The 22205-nt window shown below is 43.0% G+C and carries 18 protein-coding genes; 4 read left to right on the top strand and 14 right to left on the bottom strand.

Going from position 1 to position 22205, the window contains the following annotated elements:
• Positions 1 to 75: 75 nt before the first annotated feature.
• Positions 76 to 2061, bottom strand: coding sequence for a M1 family metallopeptidase (locus HYN43_RS13880; RefSeq protein ID WP_119409914.1), 1986 nt, complete (start codon positions 2059 to 2061; stop codon positions 76 to 78).
• Positions 2062 to 2224: 163 nt separating this feature from the next.
• Here HYN43_RS13880 and HYN43_RS13875 point away from each other — a divergent pair, with 163 nt between their 5' ends.
• Positions 2225 to 2932, top strand: a complete 708-nt coding sequence (locus HYN43_RS13875) for a carboxypeptidase-like regulatory domain-containing protein (RefSeq protein ID WP_119409913.1) — start codon at positions 2225 to 2227, stop codon at positions 2930 to 2932.
• On the opposite strand, the gene HYN43_RS13870 is transcribed toward HYN43_RS13875, so the two are convergent.
• From HYN43_RS13870 to HYN43_RS13850, 6 genes are all read right to left on the bottom strand, one after another.
• Positions 2933 to 3859 (bottom strand): Ppx/GppA phosphatase family protein, encoded by a 927-nt coding sequence (locus HYN43_RS13870; protein WP_119409912.1) that lies wholly within the window; start codon positions 3857 to 3859, stop codon positions 2933 to 2935. It abuts the gene before it with no gap.
• Positions 3860 to 3953: 94 nt separating this feature from the next.
• Positions 3954 to 5207, bottom strand: a complete 1254-nt coding sequence (locus HYN43_RS13865; protein WP_119409911.1) for an ABC transporter permease — start codon at positions 5205 to 5207, stop codon at positions 3954 to 3956.
• Positions 5200 to 6120: an ABC transporter ATP-binding protein gene (locus tag HYN43_RS13860; RefSeq protein ID WP_119409910.1), complete on the bottom strand. Its 921-nt coding sequence runs from the start codon at positions 6118 to 6120 to the stop codon at positions 5200 to 5202. The genes HYN43_RS13865 and HYN43_RS13860 overlap by 8 nt, the downstream gene beginning before the upstream one ends.
• 67 nt (positions 6121 to 6187) lie before the next feature.
• A complete protein-coding gene (locus HYN43_RS13855; protein WP_119409909.1) occupies positions 6188 to 6847 on the bottom strand; it encodes a hypothetical protein in 660 nt (219 codons plus the stop codon).
• 9 nt (positions 6848 to 6856) lie between these two features.
• Entirely contained in the window at positions 6857 to 7018 is a 162-nt protein-coding gene (locus HYN43_RS30340) for a hypothetical protein (RefSeq protein ID WP_162996465.1), read from the bottom strand.
• Positions 7019 to 7066: 48 nt separating this feature from the next.
• Complete coding sequence (locus tag HYN43_RS13850) at positions 7067 to 7660, bottom strand: hypothetical protein (RefSeq protein ID WP_119409908.1); 594 nt, start codon at positions 7658 to 7660, stop codon at positions 7067 to 7069.
• A gap of 111 nt (positions 7661 to 7771) precedes the next feature.
• Here HYN43_RS13850 and HYN43_RS13845 point away from each other — a divergent pair, with 111 nt between their 5' ends.
• The gene (locus HYN43_RS13845; protein WP_119409907.1) at positions 7772 to 9154 is read left to right on the top strand and encodes a Fic family protein; all 1383 of its coding nucleotides are present in this window, start codon (positions 7772 to 7774) and stop codon (positions 9152 to 9154) included.
• Between the two features lie 50 nt (positions 9155 to 9204).
• Here HYN43_RS13845 and dnaJ read toward each other — a convergent pair whose 3' ends face one another.
• The 5 genes from dnaJ to HYN43_RS13820 form a co-directional block, all read right to left on the bottom strand.
• Positions 9205 to 10368, bottom strand: a complete 1164-nt coding sequence (gene dnaJ, locus HYN43_RS13840) for a molecular chaperone DnaJ (protein WP_119409906.1) — start codon at positions 10366 to 10368, stop codon at positions 9205 to 9207.
• A 160-nt stretch (positions 10369 to 10528) separates the two neighbouring features.
• Positions 10529 to 11134 (bottom strand): nucleotide exchange factor GrpE, encoded by a 606-nt coding sequence (locus HYN43_RS13835; RefSeq protein ID WP_245447269.1) that lies wholly within the window; start codon positions 11132 to 11134, stop codon positions 10529 to 10531.
• A 239-nt stretch (positions 11135 to 11373) separates the two neighbouring features.
• Complete coding sequence (locus HYN43_RS13830) at positions 11374 to 12054, bottom strand: cell division ATP-binding protein FtsE (RefSeq protein WP_119409904.1); 681 nt, start codon at positions 12052 to 12054, stop codon at positions 11374 to 11376.
• A 6-nt stretch (positions 12055 to 12060) separates the two neighbouring features.
• Positions 12061 to 12264: a fructose-6-phosphate aldolase gene (locus tag HYN43_RS13825; RefSeq protein WP_110584940.1), complete on the bottom strand. Its 204-nt coding sequence runs from the start codon at positions 12262 to 12264 to the stop codon at positions 12061 to 12063.
• A 109-nt stretch (positions 12265 to 12373) separates the two neighbouring features.
• Positions 12374 to 13399 carry an acyl-CoA reductase gene (locus HYN43_RS13820; protein ID WP_119409903.1) on the bottom strand — a complete coding sequence of 342 codons (1026 nt, stop codon included), beginning with the start codon at positions 13397 to 13399 and terminating at the stop codon, positions 12374 to 12376.
• 101 nt (positions 13400 to 13500) lie between these two features.
• On the opposite strand from HYN43_RS13820, the gene HYN43_RS13815 reads away from it, so the two are divergent.
• Positions 13501 to 13854 (top strand): 4Fe-4S dicluster domain-containing protein, encoded by a 354-nt coding sequence (locus HYN43_RS13815; protein WP_119409902.1) that lies wholly within the window; start codon positions 13501 to 13503, stop codon positions 13852 to 13854.
• A gap of 439 nt (positions 13855 to 14293) precedes the next feature.
• Positions 14294 to 15058: a C40 family peptidase gene (locus HYN43_RS13810; RefSeq protein ID WP_119409901.1), complete on the top strand. Its 765-nt coding sequence runs from the start codon at positions 14294 to 14296 to the stop codon at positions 15056 to 15058.
• 2 nt (positions 15059 to 15060) lie between these two features.
• Here HYN43_RS13810 and HYN43_RS13805 read toward each other — a convergent pair whose 3' ends face one another.
• Complete coding sequence (locus HYN43_RS13805) at positions 15061 to 18387, bottom strand: T9SS type A sorting domain-containing protein (protein WP_119409900.1); 3327 nt, start codon at positions 18385 to 18387, stop codon at positions 15061 to 15063.
• 226 nt (positions 18388 to 18613) lie between these two features.
• Entirely contained in the window at positions 18614 to 22006 is a 3393-nt protein-coding gene (locus HYN43_RS13800) for a T9SS type A sorting domain-containing protein (protein WP_119409899.1), read from the bottom strand.
• Positions 22007 to 22205: the final 199 nt, after the last annotated feature.

The following is a 22205-nucleotide window of genomic DNA, read 5'->3' as shown; positions in this document are numbered from 1 at the left end:
ACCTGCGGTGTTTGATATCTGTTGAATAAAAGTCGGCAAGTGTTCAACAAAATTGACACTTGCCGGCCGGTGCATTTATTTAATCTTCAGCGTATTATTAGCCCGGTTAAGATCTGGCAAAGCAGCATCCGGGTCAACAGTTACCGATTCGGCTTCCTGCGTGGTAGGCAGCGTATAAGTTATCTGTTTGTATTGCAGCCACGTTTCTACCGGCAGGTAAAAACGTTTTTTGCTGCCATCTTTAAACTTCACTTCAACAGTAAATGGCATTGGCAGTTGTTCTTTATTTACCACGTTGATGGTAATGCCCTTTGAAGCATCTTTACCTGCGTACTTAGCATCAATTAAAGCTATATCAAGCAGCCAGTTGTTGTAAAACCAACCTTTCCAAAACCATGATAGATCTTCGCCGGCACCATTCTCCATCGAGCGGAAAAAGTCGTCAGGTTGGGGGTGTTTATAGGCCCATTGTGCTATGTAATTTTTAAAGGCATAGTCAAACCTGTCTTTTCCCAAAATCTGTTCACGCAGCAAAACCAAACCAAAAGCCGGTTTATAATAAGTAAGCGGATGGCGGTATTTTTCGGGAATGGCATCGGGGGCAGTCATAATGCCTGGGCTTTGCGGATCGAGCAGTGAGGGGATAATTTCATCCGCAGGGTTGCCGCCGCCGGGGGCATATTCGCTGTCGCGCTTAGGTGCATACTCGCCTTTGTTAAATGCATCCGAGGCGTAAATATCAATAAAAGTATTCAGGCCTTCATCCATCCAGGCGTAACGGCGCTCGTTCGATCCTACGATCATCGGGAACCAGTTATGGCCAATTTCATGCGCGGTTACCCAGTAAAGCACGCTGCCTTTATCGGTAATGCCGTCAAATACAATGCCGGGGTACTCCATGCCGCCGGCTATGCCAGCCTCGTTAATGGCAACAGGGTAAGGATATACAAACCATTTTTCCGAAAAATATTCGATAGATTTTTTTAGGTATTCAGTAGCCCTGCCCCAGGCATCGTTACCATAGCTTTCGGCAGGGTAAACGCTCATCGCCATCGATTTTTTGCCGCCGGGCAGGTTAACCCTTGCAGCATCCCAAATAAATGCTTTTGATGCGCCAAAGGCAACATCGCGGGTGTTGAGCATTTTAAAATGCCAGGTTAGCGTGCCTTTATTAACCGGACGGCTGGCCGGATCATTAACCTCGGCCAAATCACGGATCATGATGGTTTTATCGCTATTGCGGGCCTGTTCTAAGCGGGCAATTTGTTTGGCCGTTAACACTTCTTTAGGGTTCTGCAACTCGCCCGATCCGGCTACAATCATATCCCAAGGTACGGTAACAGAATAATCTATATCGCCATAATCTAAATAAAATTCGCCGCTGCCCAAAAATGGCAGGGTATCCCAACCGTGGCTGTCATCATAAACACACATCCGCGGAAACCACTGGGCTATCTCATAGATCTTGCCGTTTTTAGTATCGCAATAATCAGTACGGCCTCCAAAAGTGCCGGGAATGGTATAATGGTATTTTATGCGCAGGCGGATTGGCCCTTTTTGCAAAGGATGTGCCAGGCGTACCTGCATGCGGGCATCAGTAATTACAAAAGGTATGGCTTTAATCACATCGCCATAATCTACCGATACCGATTCGATCTGGTAGCCATCGGTATGCTGATCGGCTGCGGGTGTGCGATCGGTAAAAAAGTTGGAACGGGCATCTTTTTTATAAGTGTTTTGATCCAGCTGCAACCACAGGTAGGGCAGGGCATCCGGACTGTTATTAACGTAGTTGATCACCTCGGTGCCGCTAATAGTTTTGGTAACCGTATCAAGAGTGACATTAAGGGTATAATCTGCCCGGTTTTGCCAGTATTTTGCACCTGGAGCACCATTGGCCGAATGGTAATCATTACCCTTTTCGGTATAAAACATGGGCGAAAAAGCCGCCGCCGGATTGTAGTTTGATGTGGTATCGTTAGGATTGAGTTTTTGTTTTTGCGCAGCCGCGCTGATAGTTAAAACCGACAGTAGGGCAATGCCGATAGATTTTAATTTCATGCTGTGTAATTAAGCAGGCAATATACAAAGGATGGTGTGAAAAACGGTTTAGTAAAAAAGTTAAAATTGGTTTATGGAATTATGTACCACACCGCATCATACAGTAAACCGCTTAATCAGCCGGGATGAAATTAATATATTTATCAATTAAAATGTTGACCTAATGGCCATTCAACACATCAGCATACCTAAACCCTGCCACGAGCAATGGCAACAAATGAAACCTGTTAACGGCGGGCGTTATTGCGATCACTGCTGCAAAACAGTTACCGATTTTACGGTGATGAGCAACGAGGAGATCATCAAACAACTTTCGGCAAAAGATAACGTTTGTGGCAGGTTTGCCCAACACCAGTTGGATGGCATCAACACAAGTATCGGCACAAATAAAAAGCGATCATTATCATGGCTGAGCGTTTTGGTGGCTTCTGTAATAAGCTTAACTCATTCCCCAAAGGCACAAGCCCAAACCAGGCTTGTTCTTGAGCAAGGAGAGTTTTCCCGTAAAGATAAAATGCCTGCTCCTGCTTTTAATCCGTTAGTAATCCAGGGTATTGTAACCGAACAAGGAAGTGGTTTGCCAATTCCGGGGACAACAATCCGCTGTAAAAACGGCGAAACTACGAGTACAAATCTTGATGGCGGGTTTAAGTTAATGGATGTTTCAGAAACTGATACGCTGGTTATTAGTTTTATCGGTTATAAAACGCAGAAAATAGGCGTTGCAGCAATAACAGATAAATCGCAATTAAAAATAGAAATGGAACCCGTTTCAACTATTGCTGATTGCCTAACCGTTGTAGCCGGAGGCGTTTGGGTGCGACATTCTTTTGTTCATCGCCTGTGGCATAAAATAAAAAACATATTTTAGTTAGGCCAGCATGCCTGCCAAAACGCCCTCCTTTAGCGAGTTGGTGCACATGCTTATGTTGTGAATCCCCAGCGTGTGCATTATAAACCGGGTTACCAGCGATGCGGCAACAATCATATCAACCCGCACCGCGATAATCCCCGGGTTGGCCGCCCGTTCATGATGATTGGAAAGGATGATTTTATTACTGAGCGTCAATAATTCCTGCTCATTAAAATGATAGTATTGAATTTTTTTCAGATCAAATACTTCGCCTTTTTCTGTCTCAATCAGCCCTGCAAATGTTTCAAATGCACCCGATGAGCCTATCAGCCTATCTATTTCAGCATTTGCGGTAGCAATAAACAGATCGTTCAGATTATCTTCCAAATACAAATTCAGTGCTTCGATAGAAGCCTGCGGAATTGGGTCGGTACGGTGAAACTGGTCCAGCAGGCGGGCAGCGCCAATTTCAAAGCTTTGTTTCCAATGGATTTGATGAGCATTGCACAAGATAAACTCTACGCTCCCTCCGCCAATATCCATAATAAGCGAATTTTTATCGTCGAGGATTCCGCTTAGTTTAACACCTTCATAAATAAACCCGGCTTCCTGTTCGCCGGCGATGATCTCAATAACTATTCCGGTTTGTGCTTCCACTTCCCTGATAAAATCATGCCCGTTTGATGCACTGCGCAGGGCTGATGTGGCTATTGCTCTCACTGCGCTTGCATTGTTATCTTCAATAAGTTGATGAAAATGCTTCATGGTATCAACGCCGCGCCGAAAAGCCTCCGGAATGATGTATCCCTTGTTAATACCACCTTCGCCAAGTTTAACGGCTTCAGTAATGTGTACTATTTCGCGATAGTTGTGGATATCGCCTTCGGCAATTAATAAATGGAAGGTATTTGTACCCAAATCCATCACTGCAACGCGTTTACTCATGCGGCTAAAATAAATAATCCCCGAAAATGTTTAACCATCACCGGGGATTTTGTTCTTTAAATCCGAAATCGAAATTCCGATATCCGAAATCAAACTATTCTTTATAAAAAAACCACTTGGCCATTTCTTTGAAACTTGCTTTTTTACCATACATTAATACTCCAACCCTGTAAATTCGGGCAGCAATATAGGTGGTAAACAAAAAGGCGATTACCATCAGGCACATGGATACGGCTATTTGCCACACCGGCGGCTCAAACGGGATTCTTACCATCATGGCAACCGGAGCCGTGAATGGGATCATGGATAGCCATACAGCCAGCGGGCTATCGGGCGCGCGGAATAGTACCGACACCGCCAGGATATAGGTAAACAATAAAGGCAAGGTTATCGGGAACATAAACTGTTGCGTTTCGGTTTCGCTATCAACAGCCGAACCTACTGCCGCAAACAACGCTGCGTATAGCAGGTATCCGCTTAAAAAATAAAACAGGAAACAACCCAGTATATAACCGAACGGAATAGTTTGTATCACAGCCAAAGCATTAGCCATAGGGTTGCCCGGCGAACTAAGCGAGTGCCCCGCGATTTTGGTTGATATTACCGATAGAATGATCCATGCGCTAAACTGCGTTAAGCCAACCAGGCCTACACCAATAATTTTGCCCAGCATTAATTGAAATGGTTTTACTGATGATATTACCACCTCAATAATACGGTTGGTTTTTTCTTCAATAACGCCGCGCATAACCTGTCCTCCGTAAATAAACAACGAGAGGTATATAAATATTGCACAGGCGATACCAATTAAAATATTGGGGCCGACGTTGGCGTTTTTATCACCCTTGTCGGATATTTCAACAGCGTTTAACGATATGTTTGTTTTTTTGATGGATGCCAGCAATGCCGGATCAATATTGTGCTTAAGCAGGTTGTCGGCAAAAGCTATCTCGTTCATCTGCTTTTCAATACCGTCGGCAAGAGGAAGAGAGGCCTTCTTTTTAGAAAAGATCTGTACCGAATCTTTTTGAAGATAATTAGCCGGGATATATAATATAGAAATACCCTCGCTGTTTTTCAGGATCTCTTTAGATGATTTAAGATCTGTTAGCGCGTAATTGAATTTGATATTCTTGTCGTCGTGGAATTTGTGCACAAACACACCGCTTTTGTCAATTACATTAACGGTTTGTAATGACGAGATCTTATCGCTATCGTCGGCAACTAATTTGATCACAAAGCCCATAACCAAAATTAACAACGGCACCACGAAAATCATTACGATGAACGATTTTTTGCGTACACGCGTAAGGTATTCGCGCTGTATAATGAGTAGTACTTTATTCATGGCCGGCAGAGTTAAGGTTTACTTTTTCGATGAAGATCTCGTGCATACTTGGTATCACTTCCTGCAGCATATTTACCCTTGCTTTAGGTATCAGGTATTGCAAAACATCGTTGGAGTTGTGCCCGTTGGCGAGTTTTATTTTGATGATATGGCTGTCGTCATCACCGGCAGTTTCGCTCACAATGTTAAACGGCTGATTGCCGTCAAAAATAATTGGCGCACCGGCATATTCTACAAGATAGGTTTCGCTGCGGTATGAGTTGCGGATCTGTTTAACCTTGCCATCCAGTATCTTGTGCGATTTATTGATCAGTGCGATAGCATGGCAAAGCTCCTCGACAGATTCCATGCGGTGGGTGGAGAACAAAATGGTAGCGCCTTTTTGGTTCAGCTCCAATATCTCGTCCTTAATGAGTTCGGCGTTAACCGGGTCGAACCCGCTGAAAGGCTCATCAAGGATGATCAATTCAGGCTCATGCAATACCGTAGCTACAAACTGTGCTTTTTGCTGCATGCCTTTGGATAACTCTTCGATTTTCTTTTTCCACCAGGTTTCCATGCCAAGCTTTTCGAACCAGGATTTGAGGCGTTTTTGCGCTTCGGCGCGGCTAAGGCCTTTCAAACGGGCCAGGTAGATCATCTGCTCGCCGATCTCCATTTTTTTGTACAGGCCACGCTCTTCGGGCAGGTAGCCTATCCGTTCGATATGCGATTGGTTGAGTTTTTCACCATTAAAATAAACTTCGCCCGAATCTGGCGCGGTAATCTGGTTGATAATACGGATAAGTGAAGTTTTACCGGCGCCGTTAGGACCCAGCAGGCCGAAAATTTGCCCGCTTTCAACTTCCAAACTTACATCGCTTAAAGCCCGGTGACCGGCGTATTGTTTAACAATGTTGCGGATGCTTAGCATTAGTTAAGGTTTATTTATAAAGTAGTTTGGTAATTAGATAAGCACCTTGCTTAAATGTTACAATGTTTTACAGCTCATCCGGCCATATTATATGGCCTTCGCCCTGGTAATTATTTGCTTCGATATTGGGTTGGCTGTTAAGCAGGTTTAAAATGCCTACCGCCAGGTACATTCCGGCAAAAGGAATGAGCAGATCAATGAGGCTGATATACCATATAAATTTATCCAGATTATTAAGGGCCGGGAAATAGGGCGCTAAAAAAGGGATAATGGCGTAGAACATTGTAGTGAGTATTTCGGCAAAAATCAGAAACTGCAACTGTGCTTTAAATTCTCTGCGTTTGATGGTAAATGTAATAAGCCAGGTAAAAACAAAAACATAATAGCTTATTGTCGTGAAGGTGGAACCCCACTTAGCATACAACTTATAACTGGCTTCACTGCCATAAATCAATAAATTGGGTGTAATGCTATTTATAACGTGACATACAATATAAACAACCAGCAAGCCACTTATAATTGATTTTTCATTTGCACTTTTAAGCAGACCGATAATATATAAACTTGTCCAGAGTATGTATATAATATCGACTAAGGACTCAGCCAGATATGCGTATTCAAATTTGGGCAGCCTGAGTTTAATTGCTGCAAAAACAAACACCTGCAAAAAGGCATATACGATGGATAATACTAAAATTGATTTGGTGTTACTGATGTTTATTGTCATTGTTGCGGGTTAGGTGGCAAGTATTGAATGCCCTGGTTTTGAATATATTGAATGAGCGAATAGTTTTTTAATGATATGGCAGTTATTGGTTTGGCCTGATGCCATGCCGGTTTGATTCAGTAAATCATAGAACAGGATGATAGAGATGGCAAATGATAAATTATAAACCATCCAAAGTGAAAATTAAAAATACCGAATTTGGGCGTTCTTTATAGCTTTTTAAAACCTATTGGCAATTACATCCGGAGTTGCCTTTTCAGTTTTAAGGTATCGAAAAATTTGAAACAATGAATAAAAGATAGCTACCGAAAACAACATCTCAAGTGGCGTTGTGAACTTGAAAACCGAATTGATATGATATACCATCGACAAAATAATGCCTACAAATTTTGTGAAGATCAAAAGGAAAAACAGTACAGCGTAAATGCAATACGATACTTTGATTTGCCTGGTTTTTATCCTGAAGGATTGAATAGCCATAATTTGCGTTATCACGATACTTACCAAAATAAGCACGATGTAAATAACCGCGTAGGCAGGGTTTTTACCGATTAGCAAATAAAATAACATAAAGAGCACATCAGAAATTACGTAAACCGTATACGTGATTATGATCGACTTTTTTTCGTTAAGATACTTTAATACCGTAGTCATATAAATGATGGGTATGATATAAAAGATCTCCAAAAAAAGCATCAGCAGATTTGTTGGTTGCTTATTATCCATCCTGCTAATTACAGATGATAGCAACAGGCAAGTGTATACCAGCGTGAAGGCAACCATTAGCCAGGTTGTTTTGGTGTTTACTTTCATTAGGGTTTAGTTATGATAAAGCTTTGGAAACGGTTTTCGCTAAATTAATCAAATACCGCAAAACCCGAAGCGTCAATTTATAAATGCAGAGCGATTGCTTATCTTTAAAAAATGAACCTGAAACTCGAAACCGAATTTAGCAAAGCCCCAATATTAGCGGAAATTGACGATCTGAAAAAGCAGGTAGACAATATGCGACCATTGCCTCTTGATGTTGAAGGCAGGGTAATGCAGAAGCTACGCCTTGACTGGAATTATAACTCGAATGCTATTGAGGGGAATAAATTGAGTTATGGAGAAACGGTTGCTTTTTTGATGGAAGGTATTACAGCCAAGGGAAAGCCACTAAAAGACCATTTAGACATTCGCGGACATAACGAGGCTATTAATTTTCTGCTTGGTATGGTAAAAGAAGATCGGCCTTTATCCGAATCTGATATCCGCGGGCTGCATGAAATGATCTTGGTTGAGCCTTATGATGTGCCAGCTCAAACCGCAGACGGAATGCCAACAAAAAAAAGAATTATTCCCGGCGTTTATAAAACAACGGCAAACCATGTGCAAACTGCCACGGGCGAAACTCATTATTATGCTACTCCAGAGGAAACGCCTGCTAAAATGCGTGAGTTGATGGAGTGGTATTATGAAGTGGATAGTAATGCCGATGTACATCCTGTTGTTGTTGCAGCATTGTTTCATCACAAGTTTGTGGAGATACATCCTTTTGATGATGGGAATGGAAGGTTATCGAGGATTTTAATGAATCTGGTATTGCTTAAGAAAGGATATCCGCCTGTAGTTGTTAAAATGGATGATAGAAGGAATTATTATTCCTTATTGAGTAGGGCAGACGTGGGGGAGAGTTGGCCTTTTGTAGAATATGTCGCTGAGCGTTTGCTATGGTCTTTGGAATTATTCTTTAAAGGAGCTAAAGGAGAAGATATTGACGAGGATGAAGATATAGATAAGGAGATAGCTCTATTGCAAATACAATTAAGGGGAGATACAACTTTACAGTTCAAAAAAAATGTATCCATTGTTCAACGTGTTTTTTCAGAAAATATTTATCCTTTGTCCGAAAAAATTATCATAAAATTGGATGTCTTTCAACAATATTTCTTTGCAAGCAAGAACGCTTTTGAATTTACTTTTGATGGATTTCATGGAGTTTTGAGATCCTCATTTCCCATAGATGAAAATGCTGAGCGATCTTTAAGCGAATTGTTAAATGAGTCTTATCTTACTGAATTAAAGGAGATTGATATAAATATAGATTTTTTAGAATTTAAAAATCACGTTAACAAATTCAGTCTGTACTCTATTGTTAAAGTTTCTTTTGAAGATATCTATTACAACATTCTAATAAATGAGTCTTTAATAGTTGCGAAACTTTATCATGAAAATTTATCTTCAAGTGAGGAAGCTAAAATTATAAAAGAAGTTATTCGTCAATTTAAACAGCAATTGGAAGTAAAACAAAAAGCCCGAAGTTAAACCTCCGGGCTTTCAAAAAGCTTTATGCTTTCGGCTTTCAGCCTTAAGCTTTATTCAAAATACTCCTTCATCCGCTCAAAGAAACTCTTCTCGTTCTTACCCGGATTCGGTTTAAAATTAGGTGAACCTTGCAATTTCTCCAGTATCTCACGTTCTTCGCGGCTTAATGCTTTTGGTGTCCAGATGTTGATGTGCACCAGCTGGTCGCCGCGGTGGTATGAGTTTACTTCCGGCAAACCTTTGCCTTTCAGGCGCAGAATTTTGCCGCCTTGTGTACCCGGATCAATTTTGATTTTTGCTTTACCATCGATTGTTGGCACTTCAACAGATGTACCCAAGGTAGCATCAACAAAGTTTACATGCAGATCGTAAATTACGTTATTACCATCACGTTTTAAAGTTTCGTGAGGTACTTCCTCAATCAGAATGATCAGATCGCCGGGAACACCGCCGCGTGGGGCCGCATTACCTTTGCCGCTCATGCTTAGCTGCATACCTTCACTAACACCGGCAGGCACCTGGATAGTGATCAGCTCTTCGCCGCGCACTACGCCATCACCATGACAAACATTACATTTTGACAGTATGGTTGAGCCTTCGCCGTTACAGGTAGGGCAGGTGCTTGTTGTTTGCATCTGGCCCAAAATGGTATTGGTTACCCTACGCACCGCACCGCTGCCACCGCAGGTTTTACAGGTTTGGAACGATGATTTATCTTTAGCGCCGCTGCCATCGCAGGTTTTACAGATGATCTGCTTGTTAACCTTGATTTTCTTTTCGGCACCATTGGCAATTTCTTCCAGCGTTAAACGCACTTTAATGCGCAGGTTGCTACCGCGGGCTACGCGCCTGCCGCCGCCACCGCTTTGCCTGCCACCGCCAAAGAAACCTTCAAACGGACTGCCGCCGCCAAAAATATCACCAAACTGGCTAAATATGTCGTCCATATTCATGCCGCCACCACCGTAACCACCGCCATTGGCTGATGATGCGTTAGCCGCGTGACCAAACTGATCATAACGCTGGCGCTTTTCAGGGTTGCTCAGTACTTCGTAAGCTTCGGCAGCTTCTTTAAACTTTTCTTCGGCGTCTTTATCACCCTCATTTTTATCCGGGTGATATTTGATAGCCATTTTACGATATGCTTTCTTTATATCATCAGCGCTGGCCCCTTTAGCAACCCCAAGCACATCGTAATAATCTCTTTTAGCCATGTTTTTAATGTCGAATTATTGAATTAATGAATTAGTGATTTGAAAAATCTCCTAACTCACATTCTGATATTTTATTTATTAGTAAAGCATTATATGAACTGAATTAAGCAAACAAGCGTCAATCACTAATTCGCTAATTCAATAATTCACTAATTAATTTTTACGCGCCTACTACTACTTTGGCAAAGCGAACCACCTTGTCATTAAGGGTGTAGCCTTTTTCCATTTCGTCAATTACCTGGCCTTTTTGGTCATCAGTAGGGGCAGGGATATTGGTAATGGCTTCGTGCAGGTCGGCATCAAAGGCGGTGCCTATTGAGGCCATTTCTTTAAGCCCTTTTTGGCCTAATATATTTTTCAGTTTGTGCTGAATTAAAGCTACGCCTTCCTTAACAGAAGCAACTTCGGTAGCTTTTTCCATGGCACGTTGCGCGCGTTCAAAATCGTCAAGTACAGGTAAAAGGGCTACAATAACATCTTTACCTTCGGTTTTGCGGGCTTCTTCGCGTTCTTTAATGGTACGCCTTCTAAAATTATCAAATTCGGCATATAAACGCAAGTACTTGTCATTAGCCTGTGCCAATTCGTCTTTTAATTTTTCTTCGGCAGTAGGTGTAGCAGCTTCCTGTTGTGTTTCGACAGCTTCAGTTTCGGGGGCTTGTTCCTGCCCTTCGTTTTGTAGTTCCTCGTTGTTCACGTCGTTTATATTTTCAGTATTATTAGTATTCACCGGCTTCTTTTTTTTCAACATATCGTTAAATTTCATAGCACGTAGTGCCAATCAAGTATCCTGCCATAACCGCAAAGCGGTCAAGCTGTCAGTGCTATGCAATAAATTTAAGCAAGGGTGACAGGGGAAGCGACAAATGGGCAAGGTGCTTTCTAAGAGCCGTCATTGCGAGGAACGAAGCAATCCCCAATAGGCAGAGCAGCTAAGCAAGTTGCCCTGTACAGTTTGGGATTGCTTCGTTCCTCGCAAGGACGTTGTTAGAGAGGCGTTTTAGCTTATATTTCCACATCTTCCAAAACCTTACCATTCTCGCATTTAATAATGCGCGATGGGAAAGCCCGGATAATATGATAATCGTGCGTTGCTACTAAAACAGCGGTGCCCGATTGGCTGATCTGTTTCAACAGTAATACAATCTCTTCGGATGTTTCGGGGTCGAGGTTACCGGTTGGTTCGTCGGCCAGGATAATTTCGGGGTCGTTGAGCAGGGCGCGGGCAATTACTACGCGTTGCTGCTCGCCGCCCGAAAGCTCGTGCGGCATTTTTTTAAGTTTTGAGCGTAAGCCCACCTTCTCCAAAACGTCAAGCGCTTTATCTGCAATCAGTTTTTTATCTGTCCAGCCGGTAGCACGCATCACAAAGTTGAGGTTTTGCTCGATGGTACGGTCTGTTAGCAATTGAAAGTCCTGGAAAACGATACCCAGCTTACGGCGCAGGTAGGGGATATCCCGGCCTGGCAGCTTGCTCAACTCGTAACCACAGGCATGACCGGTACCGGCTTTAATACCCAGATCGCCGTAAATAACTTTCAGCAGGCTACTTTTTCCTGATCCTGTTTGGCCAATCAGCCAAACAAAATCGCCTTTATCAACATGCAGGTTAACGTTGCTGAGTACCAGGTGCGCCTGTTGAAAAATATCAACGTTGTTTAGCTTTATTATCGAATTTCCAATCATTGTATTTTATAGCTCTAATTTTAAGATTTGCCCAAACGGCAAATCCTTGATAATATTCATGATGTGCTCGGCCTTATCGCCCAATCCCACCTTATCCAGCGATTTATCAGGCCTGTCAACCCTGAAATACGCCAGCAAGGTAAACTTATCGTCTCTCAGCTGCACATAATCAGGTATTTTGGCAACGCCTTTTACTTTTATGATATACATCTTTTTAGCTTGAAGCTTAAGGCTCAAAGCCCAAAGCTATATATTTTCAAAGGCAGCTTTCAGCTTTAAGCCTTCGGCTTTCAGCTCGCCTCCCAAAGGTATTGTTTATTTAAAGATTTGACAAAAATTCCATCGTATCCACGCCATCAGCATAATCCCATAACGCGGGTTGCTGGCTTTGGCCAAAGGTTACTATCTGGTTGGTGATTTGCAATGGCAATTCGCTCACTACGCACTGGATGTTTTCGGTATTTTGTGTGATGATATTTTCTGCATCTGCCACATCATTATAATAACCGAAAAATAGTACTGACAATGGGGATGTCAGCCTGTCATCTTCCTTAACCATTAAAAATCCATTGTCAAAATGTTTATCACCATTAACTAAGTAAATGGATTTGTTATAATCGTAATTGTTGTTGTATTTGTGGTGATTGATAATGGCTTTGTGATTTTCTATTGATTCGAAGAAGAAGGTAAAATCATAACCCTCCGGTACCAGTACTTTAGATACATTACGGCAACCAAGACCGAAGTAATCTAAAATATCATGTCCTAAATCAAATAGCTGCTCTGCAGTTTCATTGCCGCTTAGTACCGCTATACTGTTACGGTTTTTACGGATAATGTTGGGCACTTTGCCAAAGTAATAATCAAAATAACGCGAGCTGTTGTTGCTGCCGGTAGCTATTACAGCATCAAAACCTTCAAGGCGTTCAACAAAGCTATAACTATCTGCAAATGATGGATCAATAGCCACCAGTTTTTCTAACACGGCTTTTATTAGGCGGGCATCTTGTGATGATGCTTTGATCAGCGCTTTATTTCCAGACGATATTACACACAGCACATCATGAAAACCCACCAGGGGAATATTACCTGCCAGGATTAATCCAACTTTTTTGGCTGGCTTGTTATTTTCAAGATCGTATTTTGAAAACCACGCTTCCAGATCGGCGGTATTTAGCATGTTGCCAATGGCTTTTACTGCCTCGGCTACGCTATCGGGCGTAAACCATGCATTGTGGTATTGCTCGTTATTGATAAGGTTGGTAAGCACGGCATCGGGTGCTAAAAGCTGCCTGCCCAACTCAGTAAATGAATTTATTGAATGTTTTATATTAATTTTTGACATATATATGTTAGGTGATTAAACCCTCAACCCCTTTTTTTGTTATATTTGTACGCTTGCAATTTGCAGGCAAAGTTAATTGAGATTATTAGATATTTAGAAATATGGCGATTAAAATCACCGACGAATGCATAAACTGCGGGGCCTGCGAACCCGAATGCCCTAATAATGCCATCTACGATGCAGGTGCGGCATGGCGTTTTAGCGATGGTACCGGCTTGAGAGGGGTAATTGATTTTGGCGATGGTAACACCCTTAATGCCGAAGAATCACAAGCTGCTTTATCCGACGATATATATTACATCGTACCCGATAAATGTACCGAATGTGTTGGTTTCCACGATGAACCTCAGTGCGCTGCCGTTTGCCCGGTTGATTGCTGTGTTGATGACGAAGATATCCGCGAAACAGAAGAAGAACTGCTTGCCAAAAAAGATTGGCTGCACATGAACGAATAGTAATCGTTTTTATATGATATTGAAAAGGGAGACGCTTTAGTGTCTCCCTTTTTTTGTGGTTGATGAGGATTGATAGAGCTATCGCCAACTAAAAAAAGAATAACCGCGCGCATAATTTACTCACCCGGTCTATGCTACGCTGGACCACCCTCTCTACGACAGGCCGGAAAGAGGGTAGGAAAAGTAAAATAAAAAATAAGAAATCCCTTCTTTATGCGCAGCGTAGAGGAGGGGTGACAAGCGCGACGATGGCGGGGTGAGTAATGCCGGTGCCGGGTTTATTATTTAAAATCCCAAAAAATATTCGTATCATCGTAAAGCCTTCCCCTGAGGCAAATACAAATACCAATTATATAAACAGTATCATTTTTTTTAACGTTGCGTATACAGCTTGTAAATACGCTGTGTATTTTTTGTTAATTTGACGTTTACATCAACTATGGAATACGGGATCTGTAACCTTGCCGTAATTCCGCTCAGGGCTGAGCCTAACGAACGGAGTGAGCAGGTTTCGCAATTATTATTTGGAGAGGCTTTTGAAATTACCGAGTGGCAAACCAACTGGGTTAAAATAATTGCCGAAAATGACGGCTACATTGGCTGGATAGGGCGCCTGCAATTTGCCATGTTAGGGCACATCGCTTACAAACATATAAAACATCACGCCCCACAACTAACCTACCGGGCCGTTACCCAGGCCTGGAAAATAAGCGATAACAGCGTAATTTATTTGCCTGCAGGTAGTTCCCTCACTTTTTTGGAAGGTACATCCTGCCGCATAGGCAACGAGCGTTTTGAGATCATAGGCGAAATAGGCGAGCGTGAAGATATTACCGCCACCGCCAAATCATTTTTAAACTCGCCGTATTTATGGGGCGGCCGTACGCATTTTGGTATTGATTGCTCCGGTTTTACCCAGGTTGTTTATAAAATGAAAGGCATCAGGCTAAAACGTGATGCCAGCATGCAGGTAAAGGAAGGCAAAAAGGTAGAATCGTTGCAGGAAGCAAAAACCGGCGACCTGGCCTTTTTTGATAATGCCGAAGGAAAGGTAACCCATGTAGGCATTCTGCTTAACAATGAGCACATCATTCATGCATCGGGCAAGGTAAAAACAGATACCATCGACAATGAGGGCATCTACTCGGCCGATCAAAAACGCCATACCCACAAGCTTTGCGGTATCAGGCGTTTTATTCCGTAATGCTATTTTTTGATAAATTTCTTTACACCTAAAAGCGTATTGTCCTTTACATCAACAACCTGCATAATATAGGTGCCCGGTATAAATGCATCAACATTGTTTTGCCAGCTGGCTTGCGATGCATTGGCAGTAGCAACCACCTTGCCCTCCATATTGGTAATATTGATGCGATAATTGATTGGTCCGTTGGTTTTTAATCTCATTTGTGCGTATACCACATCGGTTGCAGGGTTGGGATATATACTCATAACCTCGCTAATAGTGTTTTTAGTATCGGCATACATTAGTGGGACAATTTTGGATAAGGTTGTGTCGCCGTTCAGATCAATTTGGGTTAGCCGGTATTGATTTAATCCATTTGCAGGTTTCGCATCCATCACAGCATAGTTTTTAGCATTGCTGGAATAAACGGTATCGAGCGTAATAAACGTTTTGCCATCGTCGGTGCTGCGTTGGGCGATATAGGTGGTGTAGTTAGCTTCGTTTTGAGCAATCCAGCTAAGTTTTGAGCAATCGTTTATTTTTTGTGCGGTAAAATTAAGCAGTTTAGCCAAATGTGCAATGCTTTGGCGTACAATAAGCTGAAAGCGGTTCATGCCAAAACTGGCAGGGTTTGTTTTATCGATGCTGAAGTTATAGTCACTGTTTACCTTAGCCAATACCGAATCTTTGGTCAGATTATCTTTAATCCATACCTCGTACAAATCAGGCAGATCTTTCAGATCAGTCAGGCGCAGTTTATAATCGCCGGATGCAGTGGCATCTACAAATAAAGGTATAGTTTGCTGCTGTTTGCCGGGGAAGGGGCGGCGGTGAATGGTGATCTTAACACTATCGCTGGATAATACCGAGAGGCTTTCCGGTGCGCCGTTTCCGCCAAGGTCTTCTGCATCTTTATCTGCATTATATGCCGATGACACGCCCTTTACAAGTACAATCACTACGCCATCAAAATTAATCGAATCTTTAATTAGTCGCAGCCTGATTAACGGCATTGGCCAGGCGTAAGGTTTAGGTACGTTCGTGCTTGCTTCGGTAGCAGCAAGTTTGCTGCTGGAACTAAATGCCATGGCTATTGGCGTTTTATCTTTAGGAATGCTGAATACCCCGGTAAGCGATGCCGAATTTGGCTGGGTACTTGTTTTGGCCGATTCTCTGAAAGTCATGGTTTGCCCGCTGGCTGTAGCGCGTATAAAAAAACCTTGTCCGCTGGCTATCATATTGCTGGCTACGCCACCGGTAACACTTTGTAAGCCGGGGTTTACGGTGGTTGTGGTATCGGCCACCGACGTAATTTGGTTAGCGTTTTGCTGATAGGTTTCGTATTGTTTGGTGGTAGGGTTAAATACCCATATAAAAACCGAAGGTGGTGTTAGTGTTGAGTTGGTTGTATAAACCTGTGCCTGTTGCCCCGAAATGTAAATAGATGAGCTTGCATCGGCCACAGCACCCGCTGTTCCTTTGCGGTTAAATTTTTCGAAATTAATGGTGCTTGCATAGGGGTTGCCCACCAGGTTGTAGCCCTGTACCCGGCTGCCTGTGGTGGTGGTATATATAAGCGCCCCGCCGGTGTACCATTGTTTAACAGTGATATTACCTTGATTAAGGGTGCCGGTTGCTGTAAAAGTGGTGTTTTCGGGCACGTGCGAAATTACGGTTGCCGAGCTTATGCCGGATGACCTGTCGCCCCTGAAAAAAAACAGGAAGCCATTACCTGATGGTAAACTATAGGTACTACCTTCGTTATCAAACGAATAAGGAGTTGAACCCAAACTGTTAACCCCTCTGAAATTGCCGGTTGTAAACGAATTGTTTGTATAAGCTGTATTTTCCCTGAAAAAATAAATGCTGGGGTTATTGGCATTTGGCGATGTATCAAAACCTCCTGTGGCCTGGGTTGTACCTGTTACAAAAGCCGAAAGCTTCAGGTACTCCAATCGGAAATTTCCCGATCCGTTATTAACGGGCGATGTAAGTAGCCGGTAGCCACGATAATACCATGCGCCGCCGTTAACATAACGCTGCACATTCACATTACCAGTGATTGCCGTGCCAGATGGAACGCTGGCAACTGTAGCCGAACCGGAAGCATCCGATTTTAGTGTAAGGATACCACCGCTGACTAAAGTTGCCGAGCCGCCCATAGTAAGGATACCAAGGGATGAAACCGCGAATTTTCCAGCACCCGACATGGTTTTTGTATTTGTGCCCTGGAAAAACACGTTTTTGAAAACTACGCCGTTGCCCGAATCTGATCCTGATTCGCTGAGGGATTGAGTGCCGCCACCAAAAATTACGGATGGGTTATTGGTAATCACGTCAACTTTTCCCGATGCCGAACTCCAGTCGCCGTTAATACTCAGATTACCCGAACCAACGTTTTTGGTGCCGGCAGATGAAAAAATGATATTTTGGTAAGCCGACGGACTGATATTGAGCAACGAAGAGCTTTCAGTATAAACAGTTTGCGCACTCGCACCCGAATACTCAACCGAGCAGGTGCCTGAACCGCCGCCGTTATTGTAAAAATCTATCGAGCCCGCAATGCTGGTACCGTCCAGCGGGGTGGCATTGGTAAGCTTTAAATTGGGGGTAGATGTTGATGCAGCAGGTACATCAATGGTGAAAGTGGACGACGAGGGTGTTGAACCTACGGCCAATACGCCGCTGCTAACGTTTTTTGTAGCAATTTGCCCGGCAACAGTTGCGGTTCCTCCTCTTAAATAAAACGCAGCGTTATTATACCCTAACGGAATGGTAAGAACAAGATACGCCGTACTATATACGCCTATATTGCCGCTTACGGTTAAATTAGCCACCGATGATACCAACTGAACATTGTTGGTGGTTAAAGCAAGCACATTTAAAAATGTGATCAAATCGCCGGCCTGTACAGAAGCGCAGCTGATATTGCCCGTGCCGGCCAGGGTACCGGTTACCGTATTGCTGCCCAAAATACTTATCGAAATAGTGCTTGGCAGTTGTTTTATAGCACCTGTTACGGTCAGCGTAACGCTGCTGCCCGAAACTGTTATTGTTGAAGATTGTAAGGTGCCGATGCTAAGCGACGCGCAGGTGGTATTTGAAGTTATAATAGGCGCGTTGCCGCTGCTGAAAGTGAAATTGACCCCAACCTGGATATCATCTGTTGATGATGGTGCCGCTGATGGTGTTGTAAATCCAATACCCAGGGTGCCGGGTACTTTCCAGTTGTTTTTATCGGTCCAGGCATTCGGATTGGGCGAGGCACCGCCAACCCAATCATAAACGGTTGCCGAAGCCGTTGAGCAGAAAAGTAAAAATATAATCAGGGTGATTTTATTTTTCATAAACTATACTTATTCATACTATTTTTTATATTCTCAGAAGCTATATTATGGATTTGAGCTTCTTTTGCGAATAGAGATAATAGGAGTATAGTTACGCTTATTTAGCTATAAATGTTACGGTTTTTCATGAATGAATAAAATGAATAGCCGTGTGGATGCTGAATGGAATGAAATTATTTTTCAATGAGTATTGTGTGGTTAATACATTATTTATAACAACAAATGTTTATTTTTTTATAAACTTTTTAAAGCCGATAATGCTGTTATCGCCGCTGTTTAGTACCTGCATAATATAAGTGCCCGGTGCAAAGCTGCTCACGTTGTTTTGCCATTGCGGCTGCGATGATGTAGTGCTGGCCATTATTTTGCCTTCAACATTGGTGATATTGATTTTATATTTAACCCGGCTTTCGCCGTTAGGCTGCACTTCGGTACGCACAATATCAACGGTAGGGTTAGGATACAGGCTGATTTTGCTGATTTCCTGTTGGGGTTGAGCAGTGTACATCAACGGTACAATGTTAGAGTAGTTGATGCCCCCGTTCAGGTCAATCTGTTTTAAGCGGTATTGGTTAAGGCCGGTTACGGGCGTTTTATCAACCAGTAGGTAATTTTTTGAGTTGTTGGAATAGATGGTGCCTATAGGGTCGAACACTTTTCCGTTATCGGTGCTGCGTTCTACGGTATAGATGGTATAATCGGCTTCGTTTTGAGCCTGCCAGGTAATTTTTGCTCCTTCGGCTATTTTATCGGCATTAAAAGCAAGCAGGCGCACCATCATGGCCGGATTTTGACGGATTATCAGCGTAAAGCGCTTATCTCCAAATGTTTCCGGCGAACTTTTATCAATATTAAAACTGTAGCTGCGGTTATTCTTTATATCTACCGAATCGCGTGTAACCGCATCTTTCAGCCACACATCATACAATGCAGGTATCGAGCGCACTTCGGTCATATCAAAACGGTAAGTTCCGCTATTGATAGCTGTGGCATAAACCGGGATCACCTCATCCTGTGTTTTAGGAAAAGGGAGATGGTTAATGGCTAAGCGCACACTATCTGCAGATAATAGCGAAAGACTTTCGAGGGCACCATTACCGCCCAGATCCTCTGCATCTTCATTCTCGTTATATGCCGTATGTGCGGTATCGGCAAAAGTCATCACCACTTCGTCGTTATTAATGCTATCTAACGATAATTTGAGGCGAAGCAGTGGATTAGGCTGTTCGGTACTTTGTTGCTGCTGAACAAATTCCCTCGTACTCATCAATTGGATAAGGTTTGATGAAGTTGGCTGTGTAGTGGTTTTAGCAGCCTCGCGAAAGGATAAACTTTGATTAGTACTGGTAGCCCTGATAAAGAAACCCTGCCCGCTGGCAATCATGTTGCTTGCCGCTCCTGTTGCTGTGCTGTTGGTTGGGTTAACGGTAGTGGTGGTATCGGCAGTGCTTGTTATCGATCCGGATTTTTGCTTATAAGTTTCGTATTGTTTTGTACTGGGATTAAACACCCAAATGGTTGATTGTGTTACGTTTGCTGCCGGAAAATTGGCTCCGTAAACAGTAGAACTGGTTGAGTTTCGGTTAAATTTTTCCCAGTTAATAGTTGAAGCATAAGGATTACCCACCAAACAATACCCACGGATGGTTGAATTGGCCAGCGAAGTATTGGTATAACCCAGCAAAGTACTGCCCGCCTTATACCAAAGTGCAACGTTAATTGTACCGGCATTGGGCACGCCAAGCTGGGTAAAAGTTACATCTTCGGGATAATCATAAGGCAAAACGGTTTTGGTACCGGTTTGGGTGGAGTTGTCGGTTTTATTCCCTCTGAAGAAAAATAAAACACCGTTACCTACCGGAATGTTTACGGTGGTATCGTTTACGTTTTGAAAGTTATTGCGGCTTTGTGTGCCTATATTATAAACCGGGCTGTTATTTATTTTGTTGATACCCTTAAACGGCCCGGATGTAAAAAGGGTGCTGCTGGGTTTAATATCTTCCCTGAATAAGTATAACGATGGGTTATTGGCATTATTGGCAGGGGTATTAAATCCACCACCCGCGGCTCCGGTTACATATGCATCATTAAGCAAATAGGTAAGGTCAAAAACCTTTAGGCTCGACACCGTGCCGGTATAAACAGGCGAACTGATTAACCGGTAACCACGTTTACTCAAACTGGTGCTGCTTCCCTTAAAAAAGCGCTGAATTTTAAAGTTGCCGGCCAGGCTGCTCCCCGATGGGACAACACCGATACTGGCCGAACTGGTAGCATCCGAGATTAATGTAAGATTACCGTTGCCGTTAAGCTGGGAGTTACCCGACATGGTAATTACCCCTGTGTTTTGAATATAAAAGTTGCCTGCAGTTATGGTTTTGGTGCCGCCGCCGCTAAAAGTTACGGCACCAAAAGTGGTGCCTGCTCCTCCGTCGGTAAAACTTTGTGCCGATGCTCCATCAAAGGTTAATGAGCCCGAGCCTTGTGTAAAAGTGGCGCTGTTGGTAAAGTTACCGGATATGGTGGTAGCAGCGCTGCCTAAAGTAAAGAAGCCCGAATTGGTAAGGCTGCCGTTAAGATCGATAGTGCCCGAACCCTGTGTTACGGTGGTGCTGTTGGTCCAGCTGGCGGTACTGGTGCCTGAGGTACCGATGGTTATTGTTGGGTTATTGGTACTGATGTTAACTGTGCCGCCACTTGTATTAAATGAGTTGCCTATGGTAAATGTTGAGCCGTCAACAACTTTGGTACTTGCTCCGCTTAACACAAGTGCATCGTAATTTTGTGGTGCGTTACCAATGGTAGTACCATCGGCCCCGGTATAAACGGTTTGGGAGCCCGATGTAGCAGCATAAATTACCGTAGCATGGCCGGTAACATTAGGGTTATAAAAGTCGATATACTGGTACTGCGATGATGTGGTGAATGAGCCAATGGGTGCGGCATTGGTTAAAGTAAGCGTAGTATTGGCGGTACCCGCCGAGGCGTAAAACAGGTTTCGGTTGGGAGTGAGCGTTGATACGGTGGTGCCGATATCCTGGTATTTAAACTGTCCGTTTAGGGTAAGAGCACTGTTCAGGTCAAACTCGGTATCATTTAAACCTGTACCGCTATTGGTTCCCGAGGTGAAATTTGATACCGAGGTAAATGCGAGGTTTCCCTGGATAGTTAGTAAACTTATCTGGCAGTTAATAATTACCTTAACTACCCCGTTAAGAGCAAATAAACCTAATATGATACCATTGGGCGGCATGGTATTATCGCCCACATTAAAATTACCCTTAACAAGCATGGTGCCCAGGCCGGCCAGCGTTGTGGTATAAGTAGTTAAATCGACATTTGATTGACCGTGTTTGGCCGTTACATCGCCATTAACAGTGAGTGTAAAGCCGCTGTTTACAGTTAAGGTTGAATTTACAGCACCAAAAGTTAAGGAAGCACAGGTAACATTTGAACTGATAGCCGGTAAATTAGTGAAAGTTTGATTGGTGCCTATCCTGATAATATCTGTTGCAGCAGACGGTGCCGAAGCCGGAGTTGAACTGCCCACTTTCCAGTTGCTTGCCGTGCTCCAGGCGGTACTTGTGGTGCCCACCCAATCGTAAGTGGTTTGCGCCATTGCTGTTTTTGTGAGTAATAGCGATAAAAGTGGTATTATAAATATTGATTTCGCAATGGCTCTCATAAACAAACGTACTAAGTTTAGGTACAGCGGTTTTAGTTACTGTAACTTATAGGTTAATATACGTTCGCTAAGGGAAAAAAGTTATGGTTTTATTGAAAATAAATAAAATGAACAGGGTGTTGATTAATTAAAG

This window comes from Mucilaginibacter celer, assembly GCF_003576455.2.
Lineage (GTDB): Bacteria > Bacteroidota > Bacteroidia > Sphingobacteriales > Sphingobacteriaceae > Mucilaginibacter > Mucilaginibacter celer.
This window is presented reverse-complemented; position numbering and strand designations above follow the sequence as displayed.

Excerpts from the sequence above, each read along its gene's own strand:
- HYN43_RS13825 (WP_110584940.1), bottom strand. The coding sequence starts at position 12,264 with ATGTATATCATAAAAGTAAAAGGCGTTGCCAAAATACCTGATTATGTG.
- HYN43_RS13815 (WP_119409902.1), top strand. The coding sequence starts at position 13,501 with ATGGCGATTAAAATCACCGACGAATGCATAAACTGCGGGGCCTGCGAA.
- HYN43_RS30340 (WP_162996465.1), bottom strand. The coding sequence starts at position 7,018 with ATGGTTTATAATTTATCATTTGCCATCTCTATCATCCTGTTCTATGAT.
- HYN43_RS13810 (WP_119409901.1), top strand. The coding sequence starts at position 14,294 with ATGGAATACGGGATCTGTAACCTTGCCGTAATTCCGCTCAGGGCTGAG.
- HYN43_RS13805 (WP_119409900.1), bottom strand. The coding sequence starts at position 18,387 with ATGAAAAATAAAATCACCCTGATTATATTTTTACTTTTCTGCTCAACG.
- HYN43_RS13845 (WP_119409907.1), top strand. The coding sequence starts at position 7,772 with ATGAACCTGAAACTCGAAACCGAATTTAGCAAAGCCCCAATATTAGCG.
- HYN43_RS13875 (WP_119409913.1), top strand. The coding sequence starts at position 2,225 with ATGGCCATTCAACACATCAGCATACCTAAACCCTGCCACGAGCAATGG.
- HYN43_RS13865 (WP_119409911.1), bottom strand. The coding sequence starts at position 5,207 with ATGAATAAAGTACTACTCATTATACAGCGCGAATACCTTACGCGTGTA.
- HYN43_RS13835 (WP_245447269.1), bottom strand. The coding sequence starts at position 11,134 with ATGAAATTTAACGATATGTTGAAAAAAAAGAAGCCGGTGAATACTAAT.
- HYN43_RS13800 (WP_119409899.1), bottom strand. The coding sequence starts at position 22,006 with ATGGCGCAAACCACTTACGATTGGGTGGGCACCACAAGTACCGCCTGG.
- HYN43_RS13850 (WP_119409908.1), bottom strand. The coding sequence starts at position 7,660 with ATGAAAGTAAACACCAAAACAACCTGGCTAATGGTTGCCTTCACGCTG.
- HYN43_RS13870 (WP_119409912.1), bottom strand. The coding sequence starts at position 3,859 with ATGAGTAAACGCGTTGCAGTGATGGATTTGGGTACAAATACCTTCCAT.
- HYN43_RS13855 (WP_119409909.1), bottom strand. The coding sequence starts at position 6,847 with ATGACAATAAACATCAGTAACACCAAATCAATTTTAGTATTATCCATC.
- HYN43_RS13880 (WP_119409914.1), bottom strand. The coding sequence starts at position 2,061 with ATGAAATTAAAATCTATCGGCATTGCCCTACTGTCGGTTTTAACTATC.
- HYN43_RS13860 (WP_119409910.1), bottom strand. The coding sequence starts at position 6,120 with ATGCTAAGCATCCGCAACATTGTTAAACAATACGCCGGTCACCGGGCT.
- dnaJ (WP_119409906.1), bottom strand. The coding sequence starts at position 10,368 with ATGGCTAAAAGAGATTATTACGATGTGCTTGGGGTTGCTAAAGGGGCC.
- HYN43_RS13830 (WP_119409904.1), bottom strand. The coding sequence starts at position 12,054 with ATGATTGGAAATTCGATAATAAAGCTAAACAACGTTGATATTTTTCAA.
- HYN43_RS13820 (WP_119409903.1), bottom strand. The coding sequence starts at position 13,399 with ATGTCAAAAATTAATATAAAACATTCAATAAATTCATTTACTGAGTTG.